We start from the raw sequence: 23,000 nt of genomic DNA on the forward strand, positions 1-23,000 counted from the left end.
CCGGCTCGGGGTTGGGTAGGCATCATCAGCCACGCGGGCGGTTGAAGGCAAATGTCATTCAGAAGACATCGCCGCGCGATTGCCGCTCCTACACTGCGCAGCAAGCTGGGCCGAGCCCCCTCGCCCCCCCCGCCGCCCGCAACGAGAAAAAGGAGACGCGATGCGCTACGCCAACAAGGTTATTTCCGTGGACGAGGCCGTGGCTCACGTCCGCGGCGGCAGTCGTCTGATGCTGGGCGAGTTCGTCGGCGCCGGCGAGCCGGCGTGCTGCATCGAGGCGCTGCTCGCCAGCGGCGTCGGGGAGCTCACGCTGATCAGCAATACGCCGGGGCTGCGCGGCGGCTTTCTGAAGGCCCGGCTGTTTGCTTCAGGGCAGCTCGCCGAATTCATCGGCACGCACGTCGGCACCACCGATGAGTCGACGCAAGCGTACTTGAGCGACAGTCTCCGCGTGGCCGAATTCTTTCCGATGGGCACGTGGGCCGAGAAAGTGCGCGCGGGCGCGATGGGTCTGGGAGGTGTGCTCGTGCCGGTGGGCGTCGGCATTCTCGATCAGCCGGGCATGTTCCCCGCGCGTGGCGGTCCCAAGCCGACGATCGCCGTGGACGGCCTCACCTGCTTCATCGAGCCGCCATTGCGCGCCGACGTGTCGATCATCAAGGGCTGGCGCGCCGACACATTCGGCAACGTCGAGTTTCGCGGCACGGCGCTGCAGAACCAGCGCGACATCGCCATGGCCGGCGAGTACACCATCGTAGAGGTGAACGAGATCGTGGAGGTGGGCGCGATTCCGCCCGAGCGCGTCGGCTGCCCGGGCGTGTTCGTCGACGCGGTCGTGCAAGGGTTGTCATTGGAGGATCAGCACACGCTCTACAAGCGGCACTGGACCAAGCTGGGCCGCCTGCCGGCCGCGGCCCCCGCCGTTGCCTGACCCTGGACGCCAAGGAGACCGCCATGCCCGCCCTGCCCGATCACCCCAAGCAACGCATCGCCGCCCGCTGCGCGCAAGAATTGCGCGCCGGCGAAGTCGTGAACCTCGGCCTGGGGATTCCCACGCTGACGGCTAACTACCTCGACGCGGACGCCGGCGTCATCTTCCATACCGAGAACGGCGCGTTCGGCTTCGGCGGCCGACCGGCGCTCGATGCGATCGATAGCGACCTCACCAATGCGGGCTGCGAACCGATCACGTTGGCGCCCGGCGCGGCGATCATGGACCTTGCCACCTCCCTCGGTGCCATGCGCAACGGCTATATCGACGTCACGATCCTCGGCGCCTTGCAGGTGGATGCGCTAGGCAATCTCGCGAACTGGGCCTGCAATCGCGGCGGCAAGTGGTGGCCGGGCATCGGCGGGGCGATGGACCTGTGCTACGGCACGCCCAAGGTGATCGCGGCGCTGGCGCATACCGACAAGCATGGCAACTCGAAGATTCTGCCTCGCTGCACCCTGCCGCTGACGGGCAAGGGCTGCGTGAAGGTGATCGTCACCGAGCACGCCGTCTTCGACGTGACGGAGATGGGACTGGTGCTGCGCGAGATCGTCTCGCATGCGACACTGGACGACATCCGCGCCATGACCGCGGCGCCGTTTGCGCTGTCGCCGCTGCTGCAAGCTCGTACCGCCTGAGGAACGTTCATGCCCGATACCGTCGATTGGTTTTTCGATGTCGTCTCACCGTTCGCCTACCTGCAGTTGGAGCAATTCGACAAGCTGCCGGCAGGCATCGCCATCCGTCCACGCCCCGTGGTGCTGGGCGCGATCCTGAACCACTGTGGCCAGAAGGGCCCCGCCGAGATCGGCAGCAAGCGCGCCTTCACGTACCGGCATGCGCTTTTTCGCGCCCAACAGCTCGGCATTGCCTTCCGCATGCCGCCCGCGCATCCGTTCAACCCGATCAAGGCGCTGCGGTTGACGATCGCGACGGGCGGCTCGCTCGACGCCGTCCGTGCGGTGTTCCGGCATATCTGGCGAGATGGGCACGACGTCGCTTCGCCAGAGGGGTTTGCCGCGCTGTGCGATGCCGTCGGCTTTCCGGAGGGCAGAACAGCCGTCGAGCAGCCCGCCGTGAAAGACGCCCTGCGCCATCACACCGACGAGGCGATCGCGCTCGGCGTGTTCGGTGTGCCCACCCTCGCGCATAAGGGCGAACTGTTCTGGGGCGAAGACGCCACCGCGCTTTTCCTGCAATGCCTGGAGACCGATTGGCTGGATACGCCCGAAGTGCGGCGCGTGAGCTCGCTACCGATCGGAATCCAGCGTGGCTGATCACGGTTCGCACACGCGCCCCGGCATCAGCCGCGCGCGCCTCGCCCACATCGCCGCGTGGTCGATCGAGCTGCCCGGCGAGGAGGCCGATCGCGCCTGCGCCGGCATCGTCGAGAAGACGTATGCACGCGGCACCTGCATCTGCCCGAAGAACACGATACTGGAGAGCTGGACGGGTGTGGTGACGGGGCTCATAAAAGTCGGCACCGTATCGCCCGAGGGGCGCGGCATCACATTTACCGGCGTGCCGGCCGGCGGCTGGTTCGGCGAAGGCACCGTGCTCAAGAACGAGCCGCGCCGCTACGACATCGTCGCGCTGCGCGATACGCGCATGGCCTTCATGGACCGCGCGACCTTCATGTGGCTCGTCGAAAACAGCGTGGCGTTCAACCACTTCCTCGTCCGCCAGCTCAACGAGCGGCTCGGTCATTTCATGGCCCTGCTCGAATACGACCGGCTGCTCGATGCCACGCCGCGGTTGGCGCGCTGCATCGCCTCGCTGTTCAACCCGGTGCTCTACCCCGGCGCGGGCAACCATCTGGAAATCACGCAGGAAGAACTCGGTCTGCTCTCGGGCATGACGCGACAAGTTGCCAATCAGTCGCTCAAGGCATTGGAGAAAGACGGCGTGGTGGTGCTGGAATACGGCGGAGTAACGGTGATCGACCTCGAGCGGCTGCGCAGCTACGGGGCGTAGCCACCAATCATTCGCAATCGGACGAGATCAGCGACCGAACCCGCTTCGAGCTTTTCGAACATGGATGCGCGATAGGCCTCCACCGTCCGCTGCGATAGATGCAGGCGGTCGGCAATCACCTTATTCTGCAAGCCTTCGCAGACCAGATCGAACACGGCCCGTTCGCGCGGCGTCAACCGACTCATGCGGGCACGGGCATCGTTGATCTGCCGCCTCATGCCTTGTTGTTCGCGCCCGCGATGAATGGCCGTCTGCAAACTTTCGATCAAGGCGGTCTCGTCGATCGGCTTGGTCAGGAAATCCACGGCGCCCGCCCGAAAAGCGCGGCGACATTGCGCCATGTCGCCATGCCCCGTGATCATGATAATGGGCAGGCCGCACCCCATCGCATCCAATCGCTCCTGAACGGCAAACCCATTGAGTGCGGGCATTCGGATGTCGAGTACCAGGCACCCGATCTCGTTGCCTGAGAGTTCCGCGAGAAACGCCGCCGGGTCTCCGTAGGTCTTGACCTTGAGCCCGATCGATTGAATCAGCAGCGCCAAGGCGTCTCGCACCGCCGCGTCGTCATCGACGAGATAGACGATGGTTTCGTCGGCAGATGTCATGACGCACTCCTCCGTTGGTTGATCGGCAAGCTCAGTTGAAATTCCGCGCCGAATGGAATCGAAGGATTCTCGATCACGCTTCCCCCGTATGTTTCCGCAATCGATTGGCAGATGGTCAGGCCGAGCCCCATGCCATCAGCCTTGCTCGTCCTGAACGGATGGAACAGCGTCTTGCGCATCTCTTCCGAGACGCCCGGCCCTGTATCACGCACGAATAGCGTCACCACGCGCTCGTCGCATTTCAGACCCAGCGTCAGCACACGATTGTCGACAGGCGTCGACTCCATCGCCTCGACCGCGTTGCGGATCAAGTTGAGCGCGACCTGTTCGATCTGCACGCTATCGGCGAGCACTTCGGGAAGGTCGGTCGCCATATCGAGGTTGACCACCACCGAACCCTGCCTCAACCACGGCTCGGCCAGCGATAGCGCATTCCGAACGACCTGCCGCATATCCAGCGGGAGCACTTGAGCCGGATGCTTGCTGACGAAGGCTCGCAATCGCACGATGATGTCGGCCGCCCGCTTTGCCTGATCCGTCATCGATTTCATTGCGCCTTCGATTGCCGCGAGATCCGGGTCTGATTCACGCAACATGCGTACGCACGCCTGGTTGTAGCTGAGGATCGCCGCAAGCGGCTGATTCAACTCATGAGCAATTCCTGACGCCATTTCTCCAATCGTATGCAGGCGAGCAACCTGAACCTGCGCTTCGCGCCGGTCCGCGCGTCGCTGGTTCTCTCGTGCAATGCGCCTGCTCACGACTTGCTGCTGGTACACGACGAGTGCGAGCAAGGCGATGACAAACGTACCAATCAATGCCAGCGCAACCGACAAAACGGGGATGGCTTCCGCCCCGAGCTGCCGTCGGGTCTCGAATATGAAGGGCTGTATCTGGCTCGGTAGTATTTCGCGGTACGTGAACTCGGGCAGCAATCGCCCGAGCCATGAGGCAACAGGCTTGGCATCCACGCGATCGATCAGGCCTTCAGGCTGATCGTAGCCATATCCCTGCTCGTAGATGTGCATCGACACCAACGGCGACGGCTCCTCGCTTTCGCTCAGAAACTTGCCGGTATGGATCAGCATCGATACGACGCGCGTTGCCAGTCGCGGCCTCGAGGCCTGATCTTGCGGCGTTTGCGCATAGACGACCTTGAAGATCAGATAGGCCCGGCCGCCTTCGTAAAGGTCGAACGGCGTGGACAGCGAAGGCTGGCCTGTCCGAATCGTCTCGTCGATGGCCGCTTTAAATTTGTCGTCGGCATACACGTCCAGCCCGAGGACAGGCAGCGCGGCCTTCGTCTGCGGCTCCATGAACGTGATCGGGTAATAGACGGGGCGCTCGGCTACCGGACGCCATTGGCGCACGTCGCCATAGCCGTAGTCTTTGACGACGTATCCGCGGGAGATTTTGGCTTTCGCCCATGCCTCGAATGCAGGCAGCTCCGCGCGCTCGACGCGCGGCTGCAACTCGATCATGTAAATGTGCGGATAGCGGACCAGCATCCGGTGTGCGTAGTCGCGCAGCCCTCGGGACTCGACGCCCGGAAACGTATGCAGGAGCGAATCGATGCCGGCCATAACGGCCTCGTTCTGATCGAGTCGCTGGCGGATGATTTCGTAAGTCGCGGCACTTTGAACGACGAATTCGCGCCGCAGGCGATTCATCTCTGAGGCTATCAGCGCACCAACGATGATCAACGAACTCACGAGCCAGAGCGCGAAGGCAGTGAGTATCAATCGAACGGCGCGGCGATGTCGAGCGAGCAACAAAATATAGATCTGAGGCAGAACGGGCGAAGACGGACCATTCTACGAGGAAGCCGAGCCGTGCGTAATGACGCGGCCCGGGAGCTACGGCAATGCCTATCAGAATTGCGGGAACTACGGTAGCGACGCGCGGCAATCCACACTAGCCTCGGCCACGCACGGTTCGATATCTTTGAGGTGCCCATTCCGACTAACAATCAGCGATAAAAAACCATCGGGGACGGCGACAACAGGCATAGCGCTACGGGGGCTTAACGTGTGGTGGACAGGTCCCTCCCGGCAGTCATGGAAGTTCGGCGCGCCGGGAGGGGTAACCTGACATTCAGAGAGGTGAGGCTGCTTGTGCGCGGAAAAAGCCAGCAATTTCGCAGCGGGACCAGAAAGCAACTTCAGACCAGCGGGATGTAGATGTCGGTCTGCCACTCGTCCTGCGGGGTCTCCGGATAAACACTCAGGTAGTGAAAGAACAACGGGTGGTCCCGCAGTTCTTCCCCGCTTGCCGGTAGCCAGTCTCGATAGATCGGGTAGATGGTCTCGCCGATATGGTCGGTCGATCCCGAATGCCGAACCACCGCGCACCGACCGCCCTGAATAACGAATTCGCGAACTCCGTACCCGTTCGGCTTGACCGGCTCGTCGATCTCCGCGCAGATGTCGAAGCGGAATTCGTCCTCCGGCATCGTGTCCGGGTTGCCGTGCGGGATGCCGAAGGTCCTGCTCGACGCCACAGGGGCTTGCCCGCTTTGCTTGCGCCAGTCGATGAACTTGCGCACGCTTTCGTTGAGGAGTCCGGGTGGCCCACTGTGTTCGAGTGCGGCGACATGGACTTCGGAAAAATCGACGATTTGTACTTGCATGGTCAGTTTCCTTGAAACGTAAGGGACAACGAAGGTCGCACTCCAAATATGCCAGTTCGGTCGCTGCCGGAATGCGCTCGGCGCAATGCCGAACGCGCGCTTGAACGCTCGGCTGAACGCTTCGGGGCTGTCAAAGCCCGCGTCGAGCGCGGCATCGAACACCGAGCATGGTGCGCGCGACGCTAAACGGCGGGCTGCCTGGCGCAAGCGAATCAGTTGCACATAGCGCGCGACCGGTACACCGACGTATGCGACGAACTGTCGATGAAAATGGAACTTCGAGAAGTTCGCGACGCGGCTCAAGGCCTCTACCGACAAGTCTCCGTCGAGGTTCCCATCGATATAGGCGAGCACCGCTTCGAAGCGCTTCGCGTAGGTAGTCGTGATGTCGGTAGAGGCTTGCATGGCACTCGATTGGGCGATTTCCGGTATGGTCGCTCACGATGAGCACATTACGCCTAGCCGTGCTTGCTGGACGCTGGAAATAGCGCGACGGGGACCCGTTCGCACAGCGATTTCATCTGGCGTTGATGGCGCCCGGTAAATTCGCTGGATGACGCGAACAAATGCTCGAACTAACTCGGTATAAAGTTTTTCCGATGTTCGCTGTGGGCCCGCAGGTAAGCGTCGCGTCAGCGGGCCAAACTCAATGGCCCGGTTCGGTCGTCCCCACTATCAGCCTCCGCCAACGCGCCCAGGAGAGCTTTCGACGCCGCTTCCCCGGAGCCGGATGCCCACCGACGGATTTCATCCTGCAGCACCAGGCGATATGCGTCCAACGCGGGCGTGGGTTCACTGAACCAATCGGCCTCTTGTATCGATGCTGCTGCGCTTTCCGCATAGAGGCGAATGTCCTCGAATCCGACAGACGGGTCGATATACCTGAGCAGTCCTCGACCGCTTAGTTCGAACACTGCGCTCACCAATTTTGCTCGGCTCGTTGTCAGCAAGTGTTCAACGTCCTCGATCCGGCTGCCTGGAAGGCTCAGGGCAATGTCCAACACACGTACCGCCATCGGCGAAATTCCTAGCAGGTCGCCAAGAGCTTCCGCGCGATGTTTTTCGTACAGCGTGACGACGAAATGGAAAAGACGATGGGAATTCATGGAGACGCGGGCCGAGGTAGATGATCGTAGACATCGCAGCATCCCCGATTCTATGAACGTCCATCAATCGCGCGTAAGACGCTATACCCGCATGGGATTTGTGGAAACTACGGTACTAAATTTCCCGAAGGCCCTCGAACAATGGACGTTCGCGCGAAAGGCCATCGCCGACCACATCGAAGAATGCCCTGACCCGTGCGGTACCTTTCAGATCGGCATGCGCCACGATCCAGAGCTCACCCTCCAGATCCGGCACCGGCTCCGGTGTCGCGCGCACGACGCCGTCCTCGCTATCGCCCAGATAGCACGGCAGTAACGCGAGCCCGATTCCGGCGCGCGCCGCAACGAGTTGGTTCACAAGGCTGTTGGTCCGATAAACGAGAGCATCCTCGGGCACCGCTTGCGACAGCCACTGGGCGGCTTGAATGCCCGTCGCCCCTTCCTCCCATCCGATCACCGCATGGTGCGCTAGGGCGTTTGCAGTCGCCGACGGACTTTCGCGCGCAGCCAAATAGTCGGGTGTGGCATAGAGCCCCCATGCGATCCGCGCGAGCCGGCGCCCCCACAAATCGCCCTGTCTTGGCCGAACCGGGCGCAACGCGACATCGGCTTCGCGGCGCGAAAGGTCGAGCACGCGATTGTCGATGAACAAGTCCACCGCGACGCCCGGGTGTGCCTGCCGAAATCCGGCTAAGTGCCGCGTGAGCCGGCTATACGCGAGTGTCTCCGAAGACGTCACGCGCAGCCGCCCGGAAACCCGATGGTCGCGGCCCGTCAGATCCCGATCGAGCGCCAGCGCTTCGTCTTCCATCCGCTCGGCGGCGGCGGCCATCCGCTGCCCCGCCTCGGTGGCCTGATAGACACCGCCCGACAGCCGCTCGAAAAGCCGCACGCCAAGGCGCGTCTCGAGCGCCTTCAGCCGACGAAACGCGGTTGAGTGAGCCACGTTCAGCCGAGCCGCGGCGACCGTCAAATTTGCCGCGCGATGCACGGCTAGCACGAGACGCAAGTCGTTCCAATCGTTCATGCCGCAACGTTAGACGATCGCTTGCACGGATGCAAATGAAGATGGCAATTTCGCAATGGACGTTGCACCAACGCACATCGTATGCTGGGTCCGCTGTCCATTTTGGTCATTCCCTTCAAGAGGCCATTGATGAAGCTCTATTACTCCGCCGGCGCATGTTCGCTGTCGCCGCATATCGTTGCCGCCGAAGCTGGCATCGCGCTCGAACTGGTGCGCGTCAATCTCGGTAAAACGCCGCACACCACGGCATCGGGCACTGACTTTTCAGCCGTCAATCCGAACGGCTATGTGCCTGTGCTCGAGCTCGATGACGGCCAATTGCTGACGGAGGGCCCGGCCATCGTGCAATACCTGGCCGATGAGAAACCGGAATGCGGGCTTGCCCCGGCTGCGGGCACCCTGGCGCGTACACGATTGCAATCGTGGCTCAATTTCATCGGCACCGAGCTGCATAAGATGTACAGCCCTTGGCTGTTCCATGCCGAGTACGGCGAGCAAGCTCAGACGGTGGCGCGCGGCAAGATTGCCGAGCGGCTTGGCTTCGTAGACCGGCATTTGGCGGCCGGGAGCCCGTTTCTGATGGGTGAGTCGTTTACGGTGGCCGACGCCTATCTGTTTACGGTCGTCAGCTGGTCAAAATTGGTCGATGTGGATCTCTCGGACTTCGCCGCTCTGCGCGCCTACCTCGAACGCGTGGGTCGACGCCCTGCGGTGCGCGAAGCGATGGTGGCGGAAGGGCTGAAGGTACACGCTTGATGAACGCGACGAGCGCGCCGGCTCATACGTTGCCGAGGCAGCTCCACCTTTGAGCCATGCCAGTTTCGATGCCACAGGCCAGATTCCGCCGCTTGCCATCCCCACTGAAATGGCTATGTTGAGCGACAGGCTCTGCTCGCTTTACGCAGCAAGTTCGGCCGTCAGCTCGGGATGCTTCATTATCAGGCGTAGCAAACACAGCACAGCACCCGATGGCGCAAAGCGGCCCTGCTCCCAGTCGCGCAGCGGGGCCACTGGCGTACCAATTCGCTCCGCAAACGCTGGCTGAGTCATGCCAGCCGCCTCGCGCGCTTGCCGCACAATCATCTGCTCGGGCGTCGTCACTCGACCGACGCGCGCCTTGGCTTCCTCAAGCGCTTGGCGCAGATCCGGCAGCGGCTCACCGGCGTCTGCCTCGACCGCCTTGGCAATTTTCTCGATGTCCATCACACCACCTTTCGGATGTCCTTGGGAAGCATGTTCTCACGCTCGGCCTTGGCATAGACCGCCACAAGCAACACGATTTCCTCATCGGTAAGGTTGAAGTAGATTACACGCGCACCACCGGACTTGCCGGTGCCCGCACGCTTCCAGCGAACCTTTCGAGCGCCATCGGCACCCGGAATCACATCCCCCGCATCCGGATTGGCCGCGATCCAACCGATGAAGTCGAGACGCTCGGCGTCTGACCAAATGCGCTCGGCTTGTTTCTGGAAGGTCGGGGTTTCGATCACGGTCCGGCGTTAAGCAACACCACTATTCACGCGCGTTCTCACGCCACGTTTTCTCCGTTCGGACTTTATCTCTACTGAGAGGATGTAGACGAACTCGCCGCCCTTTTTCGGTCGGCACCAACATTCGCGACTCTTCGAGCCGCACCTTGGGGAAGCGTTGCCGGAACAGCGGCGCAAGCCACCAGGTCGTAGTCGCCTCGGGATGATCGAGAAGGCCCGTTTCGGCCAATAGGAACGTGCCGATACACGAAGTGGCGATCCTGGCGCCCTGCTCATGCCACCTCCCGAGCTCCATAACGCCCTGCTTGACGTCTGGCCGCTGCAGCGCCGGAAGGAGGAGCTCGGGCGTCGAAGTCGCCAATGCGGGAACGACCACCCAGTCGGGCATCAATGCGGGCATCGACGAAAAACCGGGTGTGGTATTCCTGATGAGTGCGGAATCCGTCGACGAAGCCAAGGCTATCGTGGGCGAAATGCCGCTCGCGGCCGCTGGCTTCCTCGACTTCGAGTTCCTCCCGGTAGGCCCGCTCAAACCCCTCGGTATGCTGCTTCAGGGCAAATAAGCGCGACGTTCTCGCTACCCGGAAGCAGCCCGTCATGCCGCGGCCGACGCCGCGATCCTCAACGAGCGGCGGCGCAAATATACGTTGTTCATGATTAGCGCAACAGCGGTTAACGTTGCCCCCACGATCTGAACCGACATCGGTACTAGTCCGGTCAGGGCGGACACGACGAATGCAGTGATCGGCACTACATCCATGAAAAGCACGCCGTTCATCGGACCGAGGATCCGGTTCCCGGAGACCCAGAACAAGATCGCGCCGAACCCAGCGACGGGCCCCATGTAGAGTAGATGCGGCGCGATGGAGCGCAGCGTCGACAACGTCGGCGTGGGCACCACGTGCAGCGCAATCAAGATCGCGTTGACAGTGACGATCGTAGTAAGCCCGAGCCAGGTCGTCATCGTTGTGTACTTCAATGCTGACCAGCGTGCGAACCGCGCGGAGCCGAACGTATATACCACCCAACAAAACGCTCCGATCACGATCAGCCCGCTGGCAGCGTAGTGCTGGGGTCCGTGAATGGCGGCCAGCAGATCACCGTTCGTAATCACCAGCGAGACGCCTGAGAACGATGCCGCAACGAACACAAGCGAGAGCACTGGCGGTGGGCTGCGTCGTAGCCACGAGCTAAGCAGCAAGCCCATCATCGGTTGCGTTGCCATCATGATCGACGCATCGAGCGCGCCGTCCGGCCCGGCAAGTTGCTGCCCGAGAAACACGAACGAGCCGAAGCCGCAAAAGCCGACAGATCCGAGCAACCATGCAGTCCCGAGCGAGTGGCCGTCGGCTGCAAACGCGCCAGCGCCTTCGCGATGCCGCAGTAGCATCGCGAAGGCGATCCCAGCTATCAGATAGCGCAGCGACGTAAACGTGAATGGATCGACGTGCGTCAACGCGGCGGTCATTACGGGAAACATTGCCCCCATCAGCGCCGTACCCGTCAGGCAAAACGCGACGCCCTTCCAGTAACTTTTCGACGATGCAGACGAAGCGGAGTTTGATTTCATGACTGATCGTTCTCAAAATTGAGAAAAAAATGCTGACGTTTGCCGTCCCCCATAAAATCACCGGCGTGCCGATGGAAACGCTCGTCTCAGACCAGAGCTCGCATCGTCATCTCGACAATCGACGTGAGCGCGGATTTATCCATGTCGGTCTTGCCGAGCACTCGCATCCCCTGAACAATGCACAGCAGGAACCGTCCGACTTCCTCTGCATCCAGGCTTGCATCGAATTGGCCAGCCTGCTGGCCGCGCGCGATCGCGAGACTGAACTGCGTCGCGATGCGGTGCAACGTCGATTCGATATGGGAACGCATGGCCTGGTCGCCCGGTAGCAACTCGATGGCCGCATTGGTGATCAGGCAGCCGTACCGATCCAGTAGATTCGCGCTGACCAATGTGTAATGCAGCAGCGCCGCGCGCAATGCGTCAGCTGGTGGCATGTCGGCGGCCAGGCGCTCCTTCAGTCGCGCGACTGCACCTTCCGCATAGCGATCGAACGCCGCGACAAGCAAGCCGTGCTTGTCGCCAAACGTCCGGTACAGACTGCCGCGGAACACGCCTGTCGCTTCGCACAGCGCGTCGACAGGCGTCGCGTGATAGCCATGCTCCCAAAAGACGCGGGCAGCAGCGTCGATCGCCTGATCGACATCGAATTCCCGTGGTCGGCCGCGTTCCCCGGAACGATCAGAAGGGAAACGAGTGCGATTTTGGGAACTGTCGAAGGTAGTCATGGCGGATATATTAGAACTGATCGTTCTCAAAATCAACCAGCAGGGCATTACGCGACGTTCGCCGCGCGATCGAGGATCTTCATTCTTCTGGATGAAACCGCGATCGCCGCGGTCAAAAAGCACCACTTCACGATCAAGCCATGCCAGTTGCGATGCCCGCAACCGCAACATCCCCCTCCCCAACCCACCCAAAACCCTGTAGAATCATCGGCTCTGCGGGCGTCGTATAATGGCCATTACCCCAGCTTCCCAAGCTGGAGACGTGGGTTCGATTCCCATCGCCCGCTCCAATCCGAGTCGCCCCTCCCCACCAAACGCTCGCTCACCGGCACAGCCCCGGCCTCGCGACGCATATCTTTATAACTAAACTCTCCTATACATGTTTTCGCCCTAGACAGATAATTCATTTGGGACGCCGATCCCGAACCTGTCCGTTTTCCAAACATCCAGCCTCGCCATGTCCGACATTTCTGTCGCAAGTCGCACAGCGCGCCCCAGCATTCACACGGGTGCGCTCGGCATCGCATCGCTCGCGTTTCTCGCGGGCCTGATCTATCTCGATTCGACCGTCAGCGGTCGCCAAGCCGCCCTTTGGATCGTGGGTGGCCTGCTTGGCGTCTCGCTCTATCACGCATCGTTCGGCTTCACGTCCGCGTGGCGCAGGTTCATTTCCGATCGCCGCGGAGCCGGGCTACGCGCGCAAATGGCCATGCTTGCCCTCGGCGTGGTGCTGTTCTTCCCCGCCTTGTCCTCAGGAACGTTGTTCGGGCATCCGGTGGCGGGCCACGTGTTGCCGGCGGGTACGTCCGTCATCGTCGGATCGTTCCTCTTCGGCCTCGGCATGCAGCTCGGCGGCGGTTGTGCATCGGGAACGCTCTTCGCGATAGGCGGCGGCAATACGCGCATGATCGTCACGCTGTTCTTCTTCGTGGTCGGTTCGTTGATCGGCACGCAGCATTTCGCGTGGTGGGCGGCGCTGCCGGCGCCCAAGCCGTTTTCGTTCATCACGACGTTCGGCGTAGGCCCGGCGATCGCGATCAACCTCGCGCTCTTCGGTGCAGTCGCGTGGCTGACGGTCATTGCCGAGAAGCGTCGACATGGCACCCTGCAGCCTGGCCATGCGGCTGGAAGCGATAAGGGTCCGGCTTGGCTTGTCGGCCCGTGGCCGATGTGGGTCGGTGCGATCGCATTGGCCGTCCTGAACTTCGCCACGCTCGCGCTCGCCGGCCGGCCCTGGGGCATTACCTCCGCATTCGCGCTCTGGGGCGCGAAGGGCGCCGCGGCGCTGGGCGTCGACGTCGCGAACTGGTCGTACTGGCAGCACCAGGCCAAGGCGCTCGCCGCGCCGCTGTCGTTCGATGTCACGACGATCATGGACATCGCGATCATGATCGGCGCGCTTGCAGCTTCCGCTCTGGCAGGCCGCTTCCAGCCGGGCTGGCGCGTGCCGCCGCGTTCGCTGGCCGCAGCCGTTATCGGTGGCTTGTTGCTCGGTTACGGCGCTCGACTCTCATTCGGCTGCAACATCGGCGCTTATTTCAGCGGCATCGTTTCGGGCAGCCTGCACGGATGGCTCTGGGCAATCTGTGCCTTCCTTGGCAGCGTCGTCGGCACCCGCTTGCGGCCTGTGTTCGGTCTTACAAACGAGAAGACGGTCAAACAGACCGCTTGCTAGCGCTCGTCCGATAAGCGGTTTTCGCGCGCGTTGCCGCGAAAACCGCTGTTCACATCCTCACATCTACCTGTACCGGACCGACTCATAGGTCGAACACTCGGTGTCGATAACCCGTCCTCGCTACCGTCTCTTCGAAGCCACCGAGTTCGACGATGAATGCCTGGATACCCAGTTGCTCTTCGATATCGACCATAATTCCACCCAAGTGGAATAGGGACGTCCGTTCCGTCCCAGTGACGAGCAACGTGAGTTCGTAATCAGGATCGTCGTAGTCTATGACTTTCGGGTCGCTGCACTCGTGCGCGCTGACGATGCGCCGTATTTGGTCAGCGTGCCGTCGTGCCAAAGCAAGCGAGCTCGGGAATGCGATTTCAGTTTCCATAGGCCCTCTTTAGATTGATGTTGTTCTCGAGGGCCCATTGTCACCAGACTGTCCGGCGTCCGCAACTATGCCTCTCGGACAACGGGCCTTTCATCGCGTGCGCTCACTGCAACAACCCAAATACCGCTACGCCGTTCGTCGCGCCCACGTACACATGTCCAAGCGCAATCATCGGCGTGATGAACTTGTTCCCGGCGCCCCACTGATCGCGCGCGCCGGCCTGGTTGCTGTTGTAGAGCTCGTTCCCGAGATTCGCCGCATCATAAGCGTGTAGCACGCCCGTCGTCCCGTTTTCGGCCGCCCAAACAATGCCGTTCGTCGCACCGTTCGCCGAGATGGCCGGCGTCGCGCCGGGGTAAGGGAAAGTCGTGGGGCTCTTCGATGACGGCGTCGTCGCGAGAAACGCGTTCGTGACCGGCAGCGCTTTCAAGTTGTCGTTGAAGCCACCGTAATACACGACGCCGTTGTAATACGCCGGCGAGCCCCATATGCCACCGCCAAGCGTACCCGGCGGAATCTCCTGCCAGATGTTGTCGCTAGCGGCATTCCACTTGCCCATCGAATCGCGATCGATAACGTAAATGCTGTTGTTCTTCCCGGCCGCCACAACGAGGTGCTTGACGGCGCCCCCGGCCGCCGTCTGATCCGGCAGCACCATCGCGCCGCCCGAGCCGAAATCGTTATCGGCGTTCGATTCGGTCACGGTATCCGTCATCGTGAAATAGTCGGTCACGGTCAACGAACCGATCGGCAGCTTCATGAGTGTGTTGCCGAAATCTCCGCTGGCCGGCATCCCCTGCGCATTGAGCGTCGTATCGAAGGTCCCATTCCCATCCGGCACATAAATGGACGTGCCATCGGCGGCAATGCCCGAGCCAGCCATCCACACGGACCCGCCGCTGCCGTTCGGCGTGACGAGCATCGCGCCGGTCTGCGCGAGCGTGGCCGCGTTATAGGCCATGATCCAGCCGTGGTAATTCCCCGACATGCAATGCGATGTCCAACCCATATAGATATTGCCGCCAACGAGCGTCAGCGCCGCACGCTCCGTCTGCAGCGAGGGATCGAACGTGATGACGCCGTTCGCGCTGCCGGACCCGCCGCCAGGAGCACTCGCAGTGATTTCAGTAGGCCCGCCCAGCATCTCGGCTCCCGTCGCAAGATCGAGCGCATGCAGGCGATGGTGATAGCCGCCGCTGCCGTCCTTCGTCATCGCCACCACGTAGATGACGCCGTTTGGACCTCGGCTACGTTCGATGACGGGCGTGGACGTGATGCCGATCTCAGGCGTGAAGTCCTGGCAGCCATGGTCGTCGCTCGGGGTCTCGCCGCCGCGGATGAGGGAATCCTGCCAGAGCAGACCAAACGTACTCGCGTCGTAAGCGTAGACGCTGTCGTGCTCGGTTACGACGTAGACGACGTTATGCAATGAGCCGCCGATCGAGAGCTGTGTGACGAAGAGCGGCTGCCCGTCCACTTTGCCGTCGGCCGGCAAAAAGCCGACCTTGCCAAACGTCGCCGCTCGAACGTTGGCCGGCGTCAGCGTCGTTTCGGCCAGCATCTGCCCGGTGCGGGCAAGGTCGTTGTGATGCATGAGCACGTCCGTCGCCATCGCCGACGCACCGCCGCCGCTCCCGGTCGATCCCGATCCTGCCGCGCCGGCGGCACCACCGGCACCACCGGCACCACCGGCTCCACTCGACGCCGCGGCATTGCTGCCGCCCCCCGACCCTCCGCCGCACGATACGCAGCCGCCCGCAATGATGAGCCACGCACAGGTCTGCCGAAGCCAGTATCCATAGCCGCGCAGGCCTGCACGCGGTTCGTGCTGCCATGTTCGCATGCTCGCCTCCCAACCGCCCATCCGGCCCCTGACAACTCAAGTAGCGACGGGCGCTATTCGCGTGTGACAGATATTAAGAATCGATCGGCTCGAGCTACGGCCATTGCACCGCCTCTTTCCGCCATGCTGGAACCGGCTTTCGTGCGCATGTCCATGCGCGATCACACAATTCGCGCGACAATTGCACGTCTTTCCGCGTTTCGGTCGTTTTCTCTCCTTGGCAATGGAACGCCATTTCATGTCCCGCAGGAGTGCGGTAGCGCTGCTGGTCGACGCACGCGGTGCGCTGACCGAACTGCTTAGCGAATCATCCGCACACGAAGCCACTCAACACGAGCGAATGCTCAAAACGATCGAGCGATTGCTGCTGGACGTACGGGTCGGTCGAACGAACGAATTCGATCTCGAATATCCGACTTTCGTCCATGTGATCGTCTCCGATTGATCGCCCGGTGAGCAGTTCGCCGAAGCGAGTTCCGCAACCACCCGCTCTCGTCTAAAATCTCGCGCACGTCGCGCAACGGGACCGCCCGAGTCGGGCGTACCTCGATCAGCTCTTATTACGATGACTCACGATCCCAACGAAGCGGGCCAGCCGTCCGGCACGCCCCGCCCTGCCGCCGACACCGCGACGCCAGCCGAAACGGCAGCCGCCACGCATTCGGACGAGACGGCGCCTTCAGCAGAGCAAACACCGTACCTTCGCCGTATCCGCAGCTTCGTCACACGCGCCGGCCGCGTATCGACGGGCCAGCGCCGAGCGCTCGACGAGCTCGGCCCCCGCTTCGTCGTGCCGTACTCGGACGGATCCACGGACTGGGACGCGGTCTTCGGACGCCGCGCACCGCGCATCCTTGAAATCGGCTTCGGCATGGGCGCGACGACGGCCGACATCGCGGCGCAACGCGTGGATGACGATTTCGTCGGCGTCGAAGTGCATGAGCCCGGCGTCGGTGCCCTGCTCAAGCTCATCGGAGAGCGCGACCTGTCGAATATCCGCATCGTCCAGCATGATGCGGTGGAAGTCGTCGAGCGGATGATCGGCGCGCAAACGCTCGACGGCGTGCACGTCTTTTTCCCCGATCCTTGGCACAAGGCGCGCCATCACAAACGCCGGCTCATTCAGCCGCCGTTCGTCGCCTTGCTCGCCTCGCGGATGAAACCGGGCGCCTATCTGCACTGCGCCACGGACTGGCAGAACTACGCCGAGCAGATGCTGGAAGTATTGAGCGCGGAGCCCATGCTCGAGAACACGGCCCGCGATTACGCGCCGCGCCCCGCCTATCGGCCCGTCACGAAATTCGAATCGCGCGGCCTGCGCCTCGGCCACGGTGTGTGGGACTTGGTCTTCAAACGGCGCGAAACCTGAAAGGTCAACCCGCCCACCGGACGTCGTAGCCGTAGCCGACGACGAGCACGAGCATGCCGAACGCGATCCGGTACCAGGCGAAGACGGTGAAATCGTGAGTGGCGAGATACCGCAACAGCCAGCGCACGCAGGCGAACGCGCTGACGAAAGCGGCGGCGGTCCCCACGCTGAATAGGCCGGCTGCACCCGCAATCGCGCCGTGGCCATGCTTGACGATCTCGTAGCACGACGCGCCGACGATCACCGGGATGGCGAGAAAAAACGAGAACTCAGTCGCGACACGCCGTTCGACACCGAGCAGCATCGCCCCGACGATCGTCGACCCGGAGCGGGAAACGCCGGGAATCAACGCGCAGCACTGCGCCAGGCCGACCTTGAGCGCGTCGAAGGGGCTCAGCTGATCGAGCGAGCCGATACGCGCGGCCGTGCCGTGGACGCGCTTCCCGCGCTCGCGCGCTTGCACCCAGAGAATCACGGCACCGCCCACCACGAGCGCCAGTGCGACGGGCATCGGCTCGAACAGGACGGCCTTGATCTGTGCTTCGAACATGAGGCCGAGCGCGACGGCCGGAACCGTTGCGATGATGACGTTGAGCGCGAACCGCCGGGCATCGACGCTCGTCGGCAGCCCCGCGACGACGGCGCCGATCCGCCGCCGGTACTCCCAACAGACAGCCAGGATGGCCCCGAACTGGATGACCACGTTAAAGCTCTTCGCGCCGTCGCCATCGAATCCGAGGAGGTAGCTCGCCAGAATCAGATGCCCCGTGCTGGAGACAGGCAAGAACTCGGTCACGCCTTCAACGACGCCGAGAATCAGCGCCTTGCCGATCAACGTCCAATCCATCCGTGGCCCCCTTTTGAGAGTCTCGCGTGCGGTCACCTTTCAACGATCTGCACGCGTATGCCATTTGAAAGGATTGTGATTGTACCCGGTTCGTAATTGACGCCGGCGAATTGCAGCTCTTCCGGCTTGAACGTGTAGATCGGATAGCCGTCGAGCCATTGCGCGGCGGCGAGCGCGCCCGCTGCCTCGATCTGCTGCCGGTAGGACCTTGCCTCGCCCGCCACATCGACATGCTCGACGCTCGGCGAGCGCAATACGACCGCGCGCTGGGTGCTGTCGTATTCGAGCGCGCTCGAGAGCGTAAACGCCCCGTCGACGGGCTGCTGCAGGAACGGGCTCGTGACATGCGCGTCGAGCCGCACTGTCACACGATTGGCCTGCGGCTCGAAGCCGACGAGCGGGTTCGTCAACGCGACATCAAAAAGCTGCGACACCGAATGGCGATAGGGAAATTTGCGCGAGACCGCGTCCTGCACTTGCCGCTGCGAGAACGTGTAGTGATCGGGGATGAACGGGAACGTCCGGCTCGCGCATGCGGCGAACGGCGCGGCGATGCCCGCCGCGATACCCATGCCGAGCATCATCCGAAAGAACCGGCGCCGGTACGGCGCTGCGGCATGCGTCATGCGTGACCTCCTTGCGCGGGCTGCGTCAGTCGTTCGAGTTCGGTGAGCCAGACGAGCGCCTCGCCGCGCGAGTCGCCGCACATCTGCGCGTGCGGCTGCAGGCCGCTGCAGCAGGCGGGCCGCTCGGGGCGGCCGAAGATTTTGCATCGATAGTCGTCGTCGAGCTGCACGCAGCGCACGCCGGCGGGCTTGCCGTTCGGCATACCGGGGATCGGGCTCGTAATGGACGGCGCGATGCAGCAGGCGCCGCAGCCGGGGCGACAGGCATGATCGACGGCGCCGGGCGAGGAAAAAGCATCCACGAAAAAACTTCCTGATCGAACGATGGGCGGCAAGCGATGCCGAGAACGCGAGCCAAACCTGCATTGTGCCTGCGTTCGTTCTCCGCGTGCCTCGCCCCACTCGGCGCCCGCGGCGTGTTGTCTCGCGTCGTCGCACGAGTAGCGGACTCGGGACTCGGCGTACTTGGTAAAGTGAGCGTTTTTCTCTGGCTTAGCGAACGGAAGGACATCATGCGCGGCACCCGAGCCATCACCGCCGTCGAGCGCCTCAAGGCGCGCAGCGGCAACCCAGGCTATACCGCCGTCAGCCTGCCGGGCGGGCGGTTTCGTTTGATCGACAAGGCCGGCGGCGGCGAACGCGAGCTGGGGGAATCCATGCCGCTCGAGGAATTCATCGCTTTCGTCGACGGAATAGAGCCCGCCAAGCCGAAAAAGGCGAGCAAGCTCGACGAGGCCTTTGCGGCGCAGATCAAGCGCAGCGGGAGCTAGCACGCCGACTTGCCGCAGGCCGCGCGCCGGCCGCGTGCTTGCCGCGCCGGACCTGCGTCAGATGTGCGGAGGGACAGGCGCGGTTTGGTACAATCCTGGGGTTTTCCTCCATCGTCATCCATGCTTCATCGAGCCTGTCGGCGCCCGCGCGTGGGCGCCCGATCAGCTCCGAGAGCAGAACCGATTTAGCAGTCGTCGAGAGTCAGACGCCATGAACATCGAGCAAGCCCGTTTCAACATGATCGAGCAGCAAATCCGCCCCTGGGACGTGCTGGACCAGGAAGTGCTGAATCTGCTCGCGATCGTCAAGCGTGAGAATTTCGTGCCGGCGGCATACCGCGACCTCGCGTTCGCCGATCTCGAAGTGCCGCTGCCCGCCGGCCAGCATATGTTTCAGCCGCGCATCGAGGCGCGCATCCTCCAGGAGCTGGCGGTGAAGAAGCACGAGAGCGTGCTCGAGATCGGCGCGGGCTCCGGCTATATGGCTGCGCTGCTCGCGCATCGCGCGCAGCATGTGCTGACGATCGACATCAAGCCCGAGCTCGTCGAGCTGGCGAAGAGCAACCTCGCCACGAACGGCGTCGTGAACGTCGAAGTGGCGGCCGGCGACGGCTCCCGCGGCTGGCCTGCCGCGGCGCCCTATGACGTCATTTGCGTGTCGGGCGGCTTGCCGGTGCTGCCGCAGGAATTGCTCGAGCAGTTGAAGATCGGCGGCCGGCTCGCCGCGTTCGTCGGCACGGCGCCTGTCATGAAAGCGCAGGTGATCACGCGGATCGACGAGAAGCAGTTCCGCGTCGCCGATATCTTCGAAACGTACGTCGAGCCGCTCGCAAACGCGGTCGAACCGCCGCGTTTCAAGTTCTGACATCGTATTGAGTCTTAGAGTCGTCCGCCATGCAAAACCTGACTGCCTCCGCACTCGCCGAATGGCTCGCCGACAGCTCGCGCCCGGCGCCCGTCATGCTCGATGTGCGCGAGCCGTGGGAAATCGCGACGGCGAGCATCGCCGGCTGCGTGTCGATTCCGATGCGCGACATTCCCGCCCGCAGCGAAGAACTCGACGACGAAGCGCCGATCGTCTGCATCTGCCATCATGGCGCGCGCAGCGCCAACGTCGGCATGTTCCTCGAGTCGCGCGGATTCAAGCAGATTTTCAATCTTCAGGGTGGGATCGACGCGTGGTCGCGTCAGGTCGATGCGTCCGTGCCGACGTATTGACAACCCGTGGCGCTCTCTTAGGCATATCCGACTTCCGTGTGGAATTGCGGTTTTCTGCTCTGAAGTTGAGGTCATAAAAAACACCGCCGGCATCGATGTGCCGGCGGTGTTTTGTTTTGCTTTGAGCTATCTATCTGATGTCGCAAACACCAACAGTGATCAGTCGGCGTACTTGAACAGATTGTAGAAGCTCGTCTGTCCGCCGTTCCACGACAACTGCACCGTGCGCACTGCCCCAGCTTGCAGCGCGGGGAACGGACAAGCCGATGTGCATTCCTGCACTCCCGACTGATCGACGCCCGCCGTGACCGTCGCCGAATACTGGCCGTTGGCTGCGAATGTCGCCGGCGCGCTCGCCCATCCATCGACCTGAGTCGACGGTGTAACACCGGTGCCGGGCACCGTCTGGATCTGCACTCTCGACACGAGCGGCGCCACGTTTGCCGTGCCCGTGTTGGTCGACCACGCTATGCCGACAGAGGGCTGCGAGCCCGCGAGCGCGCCGGCAGGGTTCAGGAAGTCGTTGAGCACGCTCGACGACAGCGTCTGCCAGGGCACGCCCGCACCAGCCGATGCCGAGAGCGTCGGCGATGTGTTCGTCACGCTGAACGGCGCGGCGATTTGCGTGCCCGTCGAATCGTAGAACGTCACGGTGTACGTGGCGAACTGCGGAACGGTAGTCACGTCGATCGGCGACGGCGTATAGAAACCGCGGCTGTTGGTGCCCGGCGAGAACGTCCCCGACAAGCCCGGCAATGCCGTCCATGACCAGCGATAGAGCGTCGTGTTCGAGTCCGTCGTGGTGGCCACCGTCGGCACGCTCGCGAGCACCGTGCTCGTCAGCGCGAGCGTGTTGTTGCCCGTGCTGTTGCGCGGTACCAGATAGGCCGTGCCGTTGATTCCGGGCCCTGTGACCGAAGCCGCGGCCAAATTGGTCGCCGCGTTGGCCGGTATGCTGATGCCGATTCCCGCCTCATAGCGCCCGAACTGTTGGTCAGCCGTATCGACGAAAGTCCGCCTCGCCAAGAACGAATTGATCGTCACGTTGAAAGGCTGCTGATTGCCGACGATGTCCCAACCCGCCGCCGTCTTCTGGACTACCGTCGTCGCCGAGCCGTAGGTCCCGCTCGACGTCGTATAGCGCAGCTCAACGAGCGCCTCTTGCGTGCCGTTCGTCGACGTGAAGAACTTCAGCGTTTGAGGCAAGCCGAGCGTCACGCCCGATGCGGCGAGCCCGGGATGCGCCGTCGCAAAGCTCGTGAACCCGTTTTCGAGGTAGCTCGCGTCAATGGCCTGCGTGCAAGACGCGCTCGTGCCCGACAGGCACTGTGCCAACTCGGACATCAGCGGTTGCAGGTAGTCCGCGGCGGCCGGCGGCGGCGCGAGCGGAGCAGGCGCGCTGGTGCCGCTGTTGAGCGCGATGCCCGACCCTGGGTTGCCGGTCGAAACCAGTTGCATGCCGCCCGATACTGCCGCGATGAGCTCCACCGCGTCGATCACGGCGTCCGCGCCCTGCTGGTTGGTCGTGAACGCGGTGGCGATCGGGTCGAACGAGGTCGCGCTCAAACCGTTGGAGGTGAGGATCGAGGAAAGCATGGTGTTGAGCTTCGCCTCGGCCGACGCCACATTCGACGACGTCACGAGTGAGCTCGCGTTGCCGCTCGACAAGACATCGAGCGGATTGCCACTCGTCGTCAGCAACGCGGCGACGGCCGTCGTCAATGTCGTCACGTTGGCGATGACCGGCGCCGAAGTGCCGGTCGGCAGTGTGGCAACGACGGACACCAGCGTCGAGCTGGTGCCGGACGGATCAGTCGCCACGATGACGAAAGGTGCGGTCAATCCGCTGATCGAGGCCGTATAAGCTCCCGACGAATCGCTTGTCGCGCTGACGGTGGCGCCGTTGGCGCCGATGATCGTCACGCTTGCGTTGGCTACCGCGCTGCCGACAGCCACGGTCCCCGATACAGTTGTTGGCGTTGCATTGGCAGTGGGCGCGATCGTACTCGTCGACGCACTACCGCCGCTCCCGCCGCCCCCGCACCCCGAAATGAGCGATATGGCCAATACCGCAATTGAACTTAACGCCAGCCCCGCCTTTCTTTGATGTCTTGTCATTTTTGATCCGTAAAGGTCGTTTTAGTAGA

At 62.7% G+C, this 23,000-nt stretch carries 27 protein-coding genes, 1 tRNA gene and 1 pseudogene; 13 read left to right on the forward strand and 16 right to left on the reverse strand.

Features of this window, described 5'->3' with window-relative positions:
• Positions 1 to 160 precede the first annotated feature (160 nt).
• Genes B0G57_RS27815 through B0G57_RS27830 form a run of 4 tightly spaced genes read left to right on the forward strand, consistent with a single transcriptional unit; the run spans position 161 to position 2,965 of the window.
• Positions 161 to 931: a CoA transferase subunit A gene (locus B0G57_RS27815; RefSeq protein WP_018442155.1), complete on the forward strand. Its 771-nt coding sequence runs from the start codon at positions 161 to 163 to the stop codon at positions 929 to 931.
• A 23-nt stretch (positions 932 to 954) separates the two neighbouring features.
• Entirely contained in the window at positions 955 to 1,629 is a 675-nt protein-coding gene (locus tag B0G57_RS27820; protein WP_018442154.1) for a 3-oxoacid CoA-transferase subunit B, read from the forward strand.
• A gap of 9 nt (positions 1,630 to 1,638) precedes the next feature.
• The gene (locus B0G57_RS27825) at positions 1,639 to 2,268 is read left to right on the forward strand and encodes a 2-hydroxychromene-2-carboxylate isomerase (protein ID WP_018442153.1); all 630 of its coding nucleotides are present in this window, start codon (positions 1,639 to 1,641) and stop codon (positions 2,266 to 2,268) included.
• The gene (locus B0G57_RS27830; protein WP_018442152.1) at positions 2,261 to 2,965 is read left to right on the forward strand and encodes a Crp/Fnr family transcriptional regulator; all 705 of its coding nucleotides are present in this window, start codon (positions 2,261 to 2,263) and stop codon (positions 2,963 to 2,965) included. The genes B0G57_RS27825 and B0G57_RS27830 overlap by 8 nt, the downstream gene beginning before the upstream one ends.
• On the opposite strand, the gene B0G57_RS27835 is transcribed toward B0G57_RS27830, so the two are convergent.
• The 5 genes from B0G57_RS27835 to B0G57_RS27855 all read right to left on the reverse strand — a co-directional run bounded on the left by B0G57_RS27835 (position 2,953) and on the right by B0G57_RS27855 (position 8,335).
• Entirely contained in the window at positions 2,953 to 3,573 is a 621-nt protein-coding gene (locus B0G57_RS27835) for a response regulator transcription factor (protein WP_018442151.1), read from the reverse strand. The two genes, B0G57_RS27830 and B0G57_RS27835, sit on opposite strands and share 13 nt — an antisense overlap.
• The gene (locus B0G57_RS27840) at positions 3,570 to 5,285 is read right to left on the reverse strand and encodes a CHASE domain-containing protein (RefSeq protein WP_146013342.1); all 1,716 of its coding nucleotides are present in this window, start codon (positions 5,283 to 5,285) and stop codon (positions 3,570 to 3,572) included. The genes B0G57_RS27835 and B0G57_RS27840 overlap by 4 nt, the downstream gene beginning before the upstream one ends.
• A gap of 449 nt (positions 5,286 to 5,734) precedes the next feature.
• Complete coding sequence (locus tag B0G57_RS27845; RefSeq protein WP_018442149.1) at positions 5,735 to 6,607, reverse strand: AraC family transcriptional regulator; 873 nt, start codon at positions 6,605 to 6,607, stop codon at positions 5,735 to 5,737.
• Positions 6,608 to 6,834: 227 nt separating this feature from the next.
• On the reverse strand, positions 6,835 to 7,308 hold the full coding sequence (locus tag B0G57_RS27850) for a hypothetical protein (protein WP_018442148.1): 474 nt from the start codon (positions 7,306 to 7,308) through the stop codon (positions 6,835 to 6,837).
• Between the two features lie 115 nt (positions 7,309 to 7,423).
• The gene (locus tag B0G57_RS27855) at positions 7,424 to 8,335 is read right to left on the reverse strand and encodes a LysR family transcriptional regulator (protein WP_018442147.1); all 912 of its coding nucleotides are present in this window, start codon (positions 8,333 to 8,335) and stop codon (positions 7,424 to 7,426) included.
• A 129-nt stretch (positions 8,336 to 8,464) separates the two neighbouring features.
• Between B0G57_RS27855 and gstA the strand changes: the two genes are divergently transcribed.
• A complete protein-coding gene (gene gstA / locus B0G57_RS27860; protein WP_026229944.1) occupies positions 8,465 to 9,091 on the forward strand; it encodes a glutathione transferase GstA in 627 nt (208 codons plus the stop codon).
• 141 nt (positions 9,092 to 9,232) lie between these two features.
• Here gstA and B0G57_RS27865 read toward each other — a convergent pair whose 3' ends face one another.
• The 3 genes and pseudogenes from B0G57_RS27865 to B0G57_RS32460 all read right to left on the reverse strand — a co-directional run.
• Positions 9,233 to 9,538 carry a helix-turn-helix domain-containing protein gene (locus B0G57_RS27865; protein ID WP_018442145.1) on the reverse strand — a complete coding sequence of 102 codons (306 nt, stop codon included), beginning with the start codon at positions 9,536 to 9,538 and terminating at the stop codon, positions 9,233 to 9,235.
• A complete protein-coding gene (locus B0G57_RS27870; RefSeq protein WP_018442144.1) occupies positions 9,538 to 9,825 on the reverse strand; it encodes a hypothetical protein in 288 nt (95 codons plus the stop codon). The genes B0G57_RS27865 and B0G57_RS27870 overlap by 1 nt, the downstream gene beginning before the upstream one ends.
• A 100-nt stretch (positions 9,826 to 9,925) precedes the next feature.
• Positions 9,926 to 10,216, reverse strand: a pseudogene (locus B0G57_RS32460) (AraC family transcriptional regulator); the annotation flags it as partial.
• Here B0G57_RS32460 and B0G57_RS27880 point away from each other — a divergent pair.
• Entirely contained in the window at positions 10,131 to 10,388 is a 258-nt protein-coding gene (locus B0G57_RS27880; protein WP_104489607.1) for a hypothetical protein, read from the forward strand. The pseudogene B0G57_RS32460 and the gene B0G57_RS27880 overlap by 86 nt on opposite strands.
• Before the next feature lie 32 nt (positions 10,389 to 10,420).
• On the opposite strand, the gene B0G57_RS27885 is transcribed toward B0G57_RS27880, so the two are convergent.
• Together B0G57_RS27885 and B0G57_RS27890 are read right to left on the reverse strand one after the other, a co-directional pair.
• Positions 10,421 to 11,395 carry a DMT family transporter gene (locus B0G57_RS27885; RefSeq protein ID WP_018442141.1) on the reverse strand — a complete coding sequence of 325 codons (975 nt, stop codon included), beginning with the start codon at positions 11,393 to 11,395 and terminating at the stop codon, positions 10,421 to 10,423.
• 86 nt (positions 11,396 to 11,481) lie between these two features.
• Positions 11,482 to 12,294, reverse strand: a complete 813-nt coding sequence (locus B0G57_RS27890) for a TetR/AcrR family transcriptional regulator (protein ID WP_317615657.1) — start codon at positions 12,292 to 12,294, stop codon at positions 11,482 to 11,484.
• Positions 12,295 to 12,338: 44 nt separating this feature from the next.
• Here B0G57_RS27890 and B0G57_RS27895 point away from each other — a divergent pair.
• Positions 12,339 to 12,413 (forward strand) — tRNA-Gly (locus B0G57_RS27895).
• Positions 12,414 to 12,580: 167 nt separating this feature from the next.
• On the forward strand, positions 12,581 to 13,798 hold the full coding sequence (locus tag B0G57_RS27900; RefSeq protein WP_018442138.1) for a YeeE/YedE family protein: 1,218 nt from the start codon (positions 12,581 to 12,583) through the stop codon (positions 13,796 to 13,798).
• Positions 13,799 to 13,880: 82 nt separating this feature from the next.
• On the opposite strand, the gene B0G57_RS27905 is transcribed toward B0G57_RS27900, so the two are convergent.
• Together B0G57_RS27905 and B0G57_RS27910 are read right to left on the reverse strand one after the other, a co-directional pair.
• Positions 13,881 to 14,180: a hypothetical protein gene (locus tag B0G57_RS27905; RefSeq protein WP_018442137.1), complete on the reverse strand. Its 300-nt coding sequence runs from the start codon at positions 14,178 to 14,180 to the stop codon at positions 13,881 to 13,883.
• Between the two features lie 103 nt (positions 14,181 to 14,283).
• Positions 14,284 to 16,023 (reverse strand): PQQ-binding-like beta-propeller repeat protein, encoded by a 1,740-nt coding sequence (locus B0G57_RS27910; RefSeq protein ID WP_026229942.1) that lies wholly within the window; start codon positions 16,021 to 16,023, stop codon positions 14,284 to 14,286.
• 238 nt (positions 16,024 to 16,261) lie between these two features.
• Here B0G57_RS27910 and B0G57_RS27915 point away from each other — a divergent pair, with 238 nt between their 5' ends.
• Both B0G57_RS27915 and trmB read left to right on the forward strand, forming a co-directional pair.
• Positions 16,262 to 16,468: a hypothetical protein gene (locus tag B0G57_RS27915; protein ID WP_020566358.1), complete on the forward strand. Its 207-nt coding sequence runs from the start codon at positions 16,262 to 16,264 to the stop codon at positions 16,466 to 16,468.
• A 120-nt stretch (positions 16,469 to 16,588) separates the two neighbouring features.
• Positions 16,589 to 17,392: a tRNA (guanosine(46)-N7)-methyltransferase TrmB gene (gene trmB / locus B0G57_RS27920; protein WP_018442134.1), complete on the forward strand. Its 804-nt coding sequence runs from the start codon at positions 16,589 to 16,591 to the stop codon at positions 17,390 to 17,392.
• Positions 17,393 to 17,396: 4 nt separating this feature from the next.
• Here the strand turns inward: trmB and B0G57_RS27925 are convergent, their stop codons facing one another.
• The 3 genes from B0G57_RS27925 to B0G57_RS27935 are packed head-to-tail and all read right to left on the reverse strand — an operon-like array spanning position 17,397 to position 19,167.
• A complete protein-coding gene (locus tag B0G57_RS27925) occupies positions 17,397 to 18,239 on the reverse strand; it encodes an undecaprenyl-diphosphate phosphatase (RefSeq protein ID WP_018442133.1) in 843 nt (280 codons plus the stop codon).
• Between the two features lie 32 nt (positions 18,240 to 18,271).
• Complete coding sequence (locus tag B0G57_RS27930; RefSeq protein WP_018442132.1) at positions 18,272 to 18,865, reverse strand: DUF1439 domain-containing protein; 594 nt, start codon at positions 18,863 to 18,865, stop codon at positions 18,272 to 18,274.
• Positions 18,862 to 19,167 carry a YkgJ family cysteine cluster protein gene (locus tag B0G57_RS27935; protein WP_018442131.1) on the reverse strand — a complete coding sequence of 102 codons (306 nt, stop codon included), beginning with the start codon at positions 19,165 to 19,167 and terminating at the stop codon, positions 18,862 to 18,864. Before B0G57_RS27935 ends, B0G57_RS27930 begins: the two co-directional genes overlap by 4 nt.
• Positions 19,168 to 19,377: 210 nt before the next feature.
• Between B0G57_RS27935 and B0G57_RS27940 the strand changes: the two genes are divergently transcribed.
• From B0G57_RS27940 to B0G57_RS27950, 3 genes are all read left to right on the forward strand, one after another.
• Entirely contained in the window at positions 19,378 to 19,635 is a 258-nt protein-coding gene (locus B0G57_RS27940) for a hypothetical protein (RefSeq protein WP_018442130.1), read from the forward strand.
• A gap of 211 nt (positions 19,636 to 19,846) precedes the next feature.
• On the forward strand, positions 19,847 to 20,500 hold the full coding sequence (locus B0G57_RS27945) for a protein-L-isoaspartate O-methyltransferase family protein (RefSeq protein WP_018442129.1): 654 nt from the start codon (positions 19,847 to 19,849) through the stop codon (positions 20,498 to 20,500).
• 29 nt (positions 20,501 to 20,529) lie between these two features.
• Entirely contained in the window at positions 20,530 to 20,853 is a 324-nt protein-coding gene (locus tag B0G57_RS27950) for a rhodanese-like domain-containing protein (protein WP_018442128.1), read from the forward strand.
• Between the two features lie 159 nt (positions 20,854 to 21,012).
• Here B0G57_RS27950 and B0G57_RS27955 read toward each other — a convergent pair whose 3' ends face one another.
• Entirely contained in the window at positions 21,013 to 22,971 is a 1,959-nt protein-coding gene (locus B0G57_RS27955) for a hypothetical protein (RefSeq protein WP_026229941.1), read from the reverse strand.
• Between the last annotated feature and the right edge of the window lie 29 nt (positions 22,972 to 23,000).

This window comes from Trinickia symbiotica, from assembly GCF_002934455.1.
GTDB lineage: Bacteria > Pseudomonadota > Gammaproteobacteria > Burkholderiales > Burkholderiaceae > Trinickia > Trinickia symbiotica.

Bases quoted from the DNA above. Each gene is read 5' to 3' on its own strand.
- B0G57_RS27910 (WP_026229942.1), bottom strand. From the start codon at position 16,023: ATGCGAACATGGCAGCACGAACCGCGTGCAGGCCTGCGCGGCTATGGA.
- B0G57_RS27850 (WP_018442148.1), bottom strand. From the start codon at position 7,308: ATGAATTCCCATCGTCTTTTCCATTTCGTCGTCACGCTGTACGAAAAA.
- B0G57_RS27825 (WP_018442153.1), top strand. From the start codon at position 1,639: ATGCCCGATACCGTCGATTGGTTTTTCGATGTCGTCTCACCGTTCGCC.
- B0G57_RS27945 (WP_018442129.1), top strand. From the start codon at position 19,847: ATGAACATCGAGCAAGCCCGTTTCAACATGATCGAGCAGCAAATCCGC.
- B0G57_RS27915 (WP_020566358.1), top strand. From the start codon at position 16,262: ATGTCCCGCAGGAGTGCGGTAGCGCTGCTGGTCGACGCACGCGGTGCG.
- B0G57_RS27890 (WP_317615657.1), bottom strand. From the start codon at position 12,294: ATGTTGCGGTTGCGGGCATCGCAACTGGCATGGCTTGATCGTGAAGTG.
- B0G57_RS27940 (WP_018442130.1), top strand. From the start codon at position 19,378: ATGCGCGGCACCCGAGCCATCACCGCCGTCGAGCGCCTCAAGGCGCGC.
- gstA (WP_026229944.1), top strand. From the start codon at position 8,465: ATGAAGCTCTATTACTCCGCCGGCGCATGTTCGCTGTCGCCGCATATC.
- B0G57_RS27885 (WP_018442141.1), bottom strand. From the start codon at position 11,395: ATGAAATCAAACTCCGCTTCGTCTGCATCGTCGAAAAGTTACTGGAAG.
- B0G57_RS27900 (WP_018442138.1), top strand. From the start codon at position 12,581: ATGTCCGACATTTCTGTCGCAAGTCGCACAGCGCGCCCCAGCATTCAC.
- B0G57_RS27865 (WP_018442145.1), bottom strand. From the start codon at position 9,538: ATGGACATCGAGAAAATTGCCAAGGCGGTCGAGGCAGACGCCGGTGAG.
- B0G57_RS27835 (WP_018442151.1), bottom strand. From the start codon at position 3,573: ATGACATCTGCCGACGAAACCATCGTCTATCTCGTCGATGACGACGCG.
- B0G57_RS27815 (WP_018442155.1), top strand. From the start codon at position 161: ATGCGCTACGCCAACAAGGTTATTTCCGTGGACGAGGCCGTGGCTCAC.
- B0G57_RS27820 (WP_018442154.1), top strand. From the start codon at position 955: ATGCCCGCCCTGCCCGATCACCCCAAGCAACGCATCGCCGCCCGCTGC.
- B0G57_RS27905 (WP_018442137.1), bottom strand. From the start codon at position 14,180: ATGGAAACTGAAATCGCATTCCCGAGCTCGCTTGCTTTGGCACGACGG.
- B0G57_RS27950 (WP_018442128.1), top strand. From the start codon at position 20,530: ATGCAAAACCTGACTGCCTCCGCACTCGCCGAATGGCTCGCCGACAGC.
- B0G57_RS27845 (WP_018442149.1), bottom strand. From the start codon at position 6,607: ATGCAAGCCTCTACCGACATCACGACTACCTACGCGAAGCGCTTCGAA.
- B0G57_RS27925 (WP_018442133.1), bottom strand. From the start codon at position 18,239: ATGGATTGGACGTTGATCGGCAAGGCGCTGATTCTCGGCGTCGTTGAA.
- trmB (WP_018442134.1), top strand. From the start codon at position 16,589: ATGACTCACGATCCCAACGAAGCGGGCCAGCCGTCCGGCACGCCCCGC.
- B0G57_RS27955 (WP_026229941.1), bottom strand. From the start codon at position 22,971: ATGACAAGACATCAAAGAAAGGCGGGGCTGGCGTTAAGTTCAATTGCG.
- B0G57_RS27930 (WP_018442132.1), bottom strand. From the start codon at position 18,865: ATGACGCATGCCGCAGCGCCGTACCGGCGCCGGTTCTTTCGGATGATG.
- B0G57_RS27855 (WP_018442147.1), bottom strand. From the start codon at position 8,335: ATGAACGATTGGAACGACTTGCGTCTCGTGCTAGCCGTGCATCGCGCG.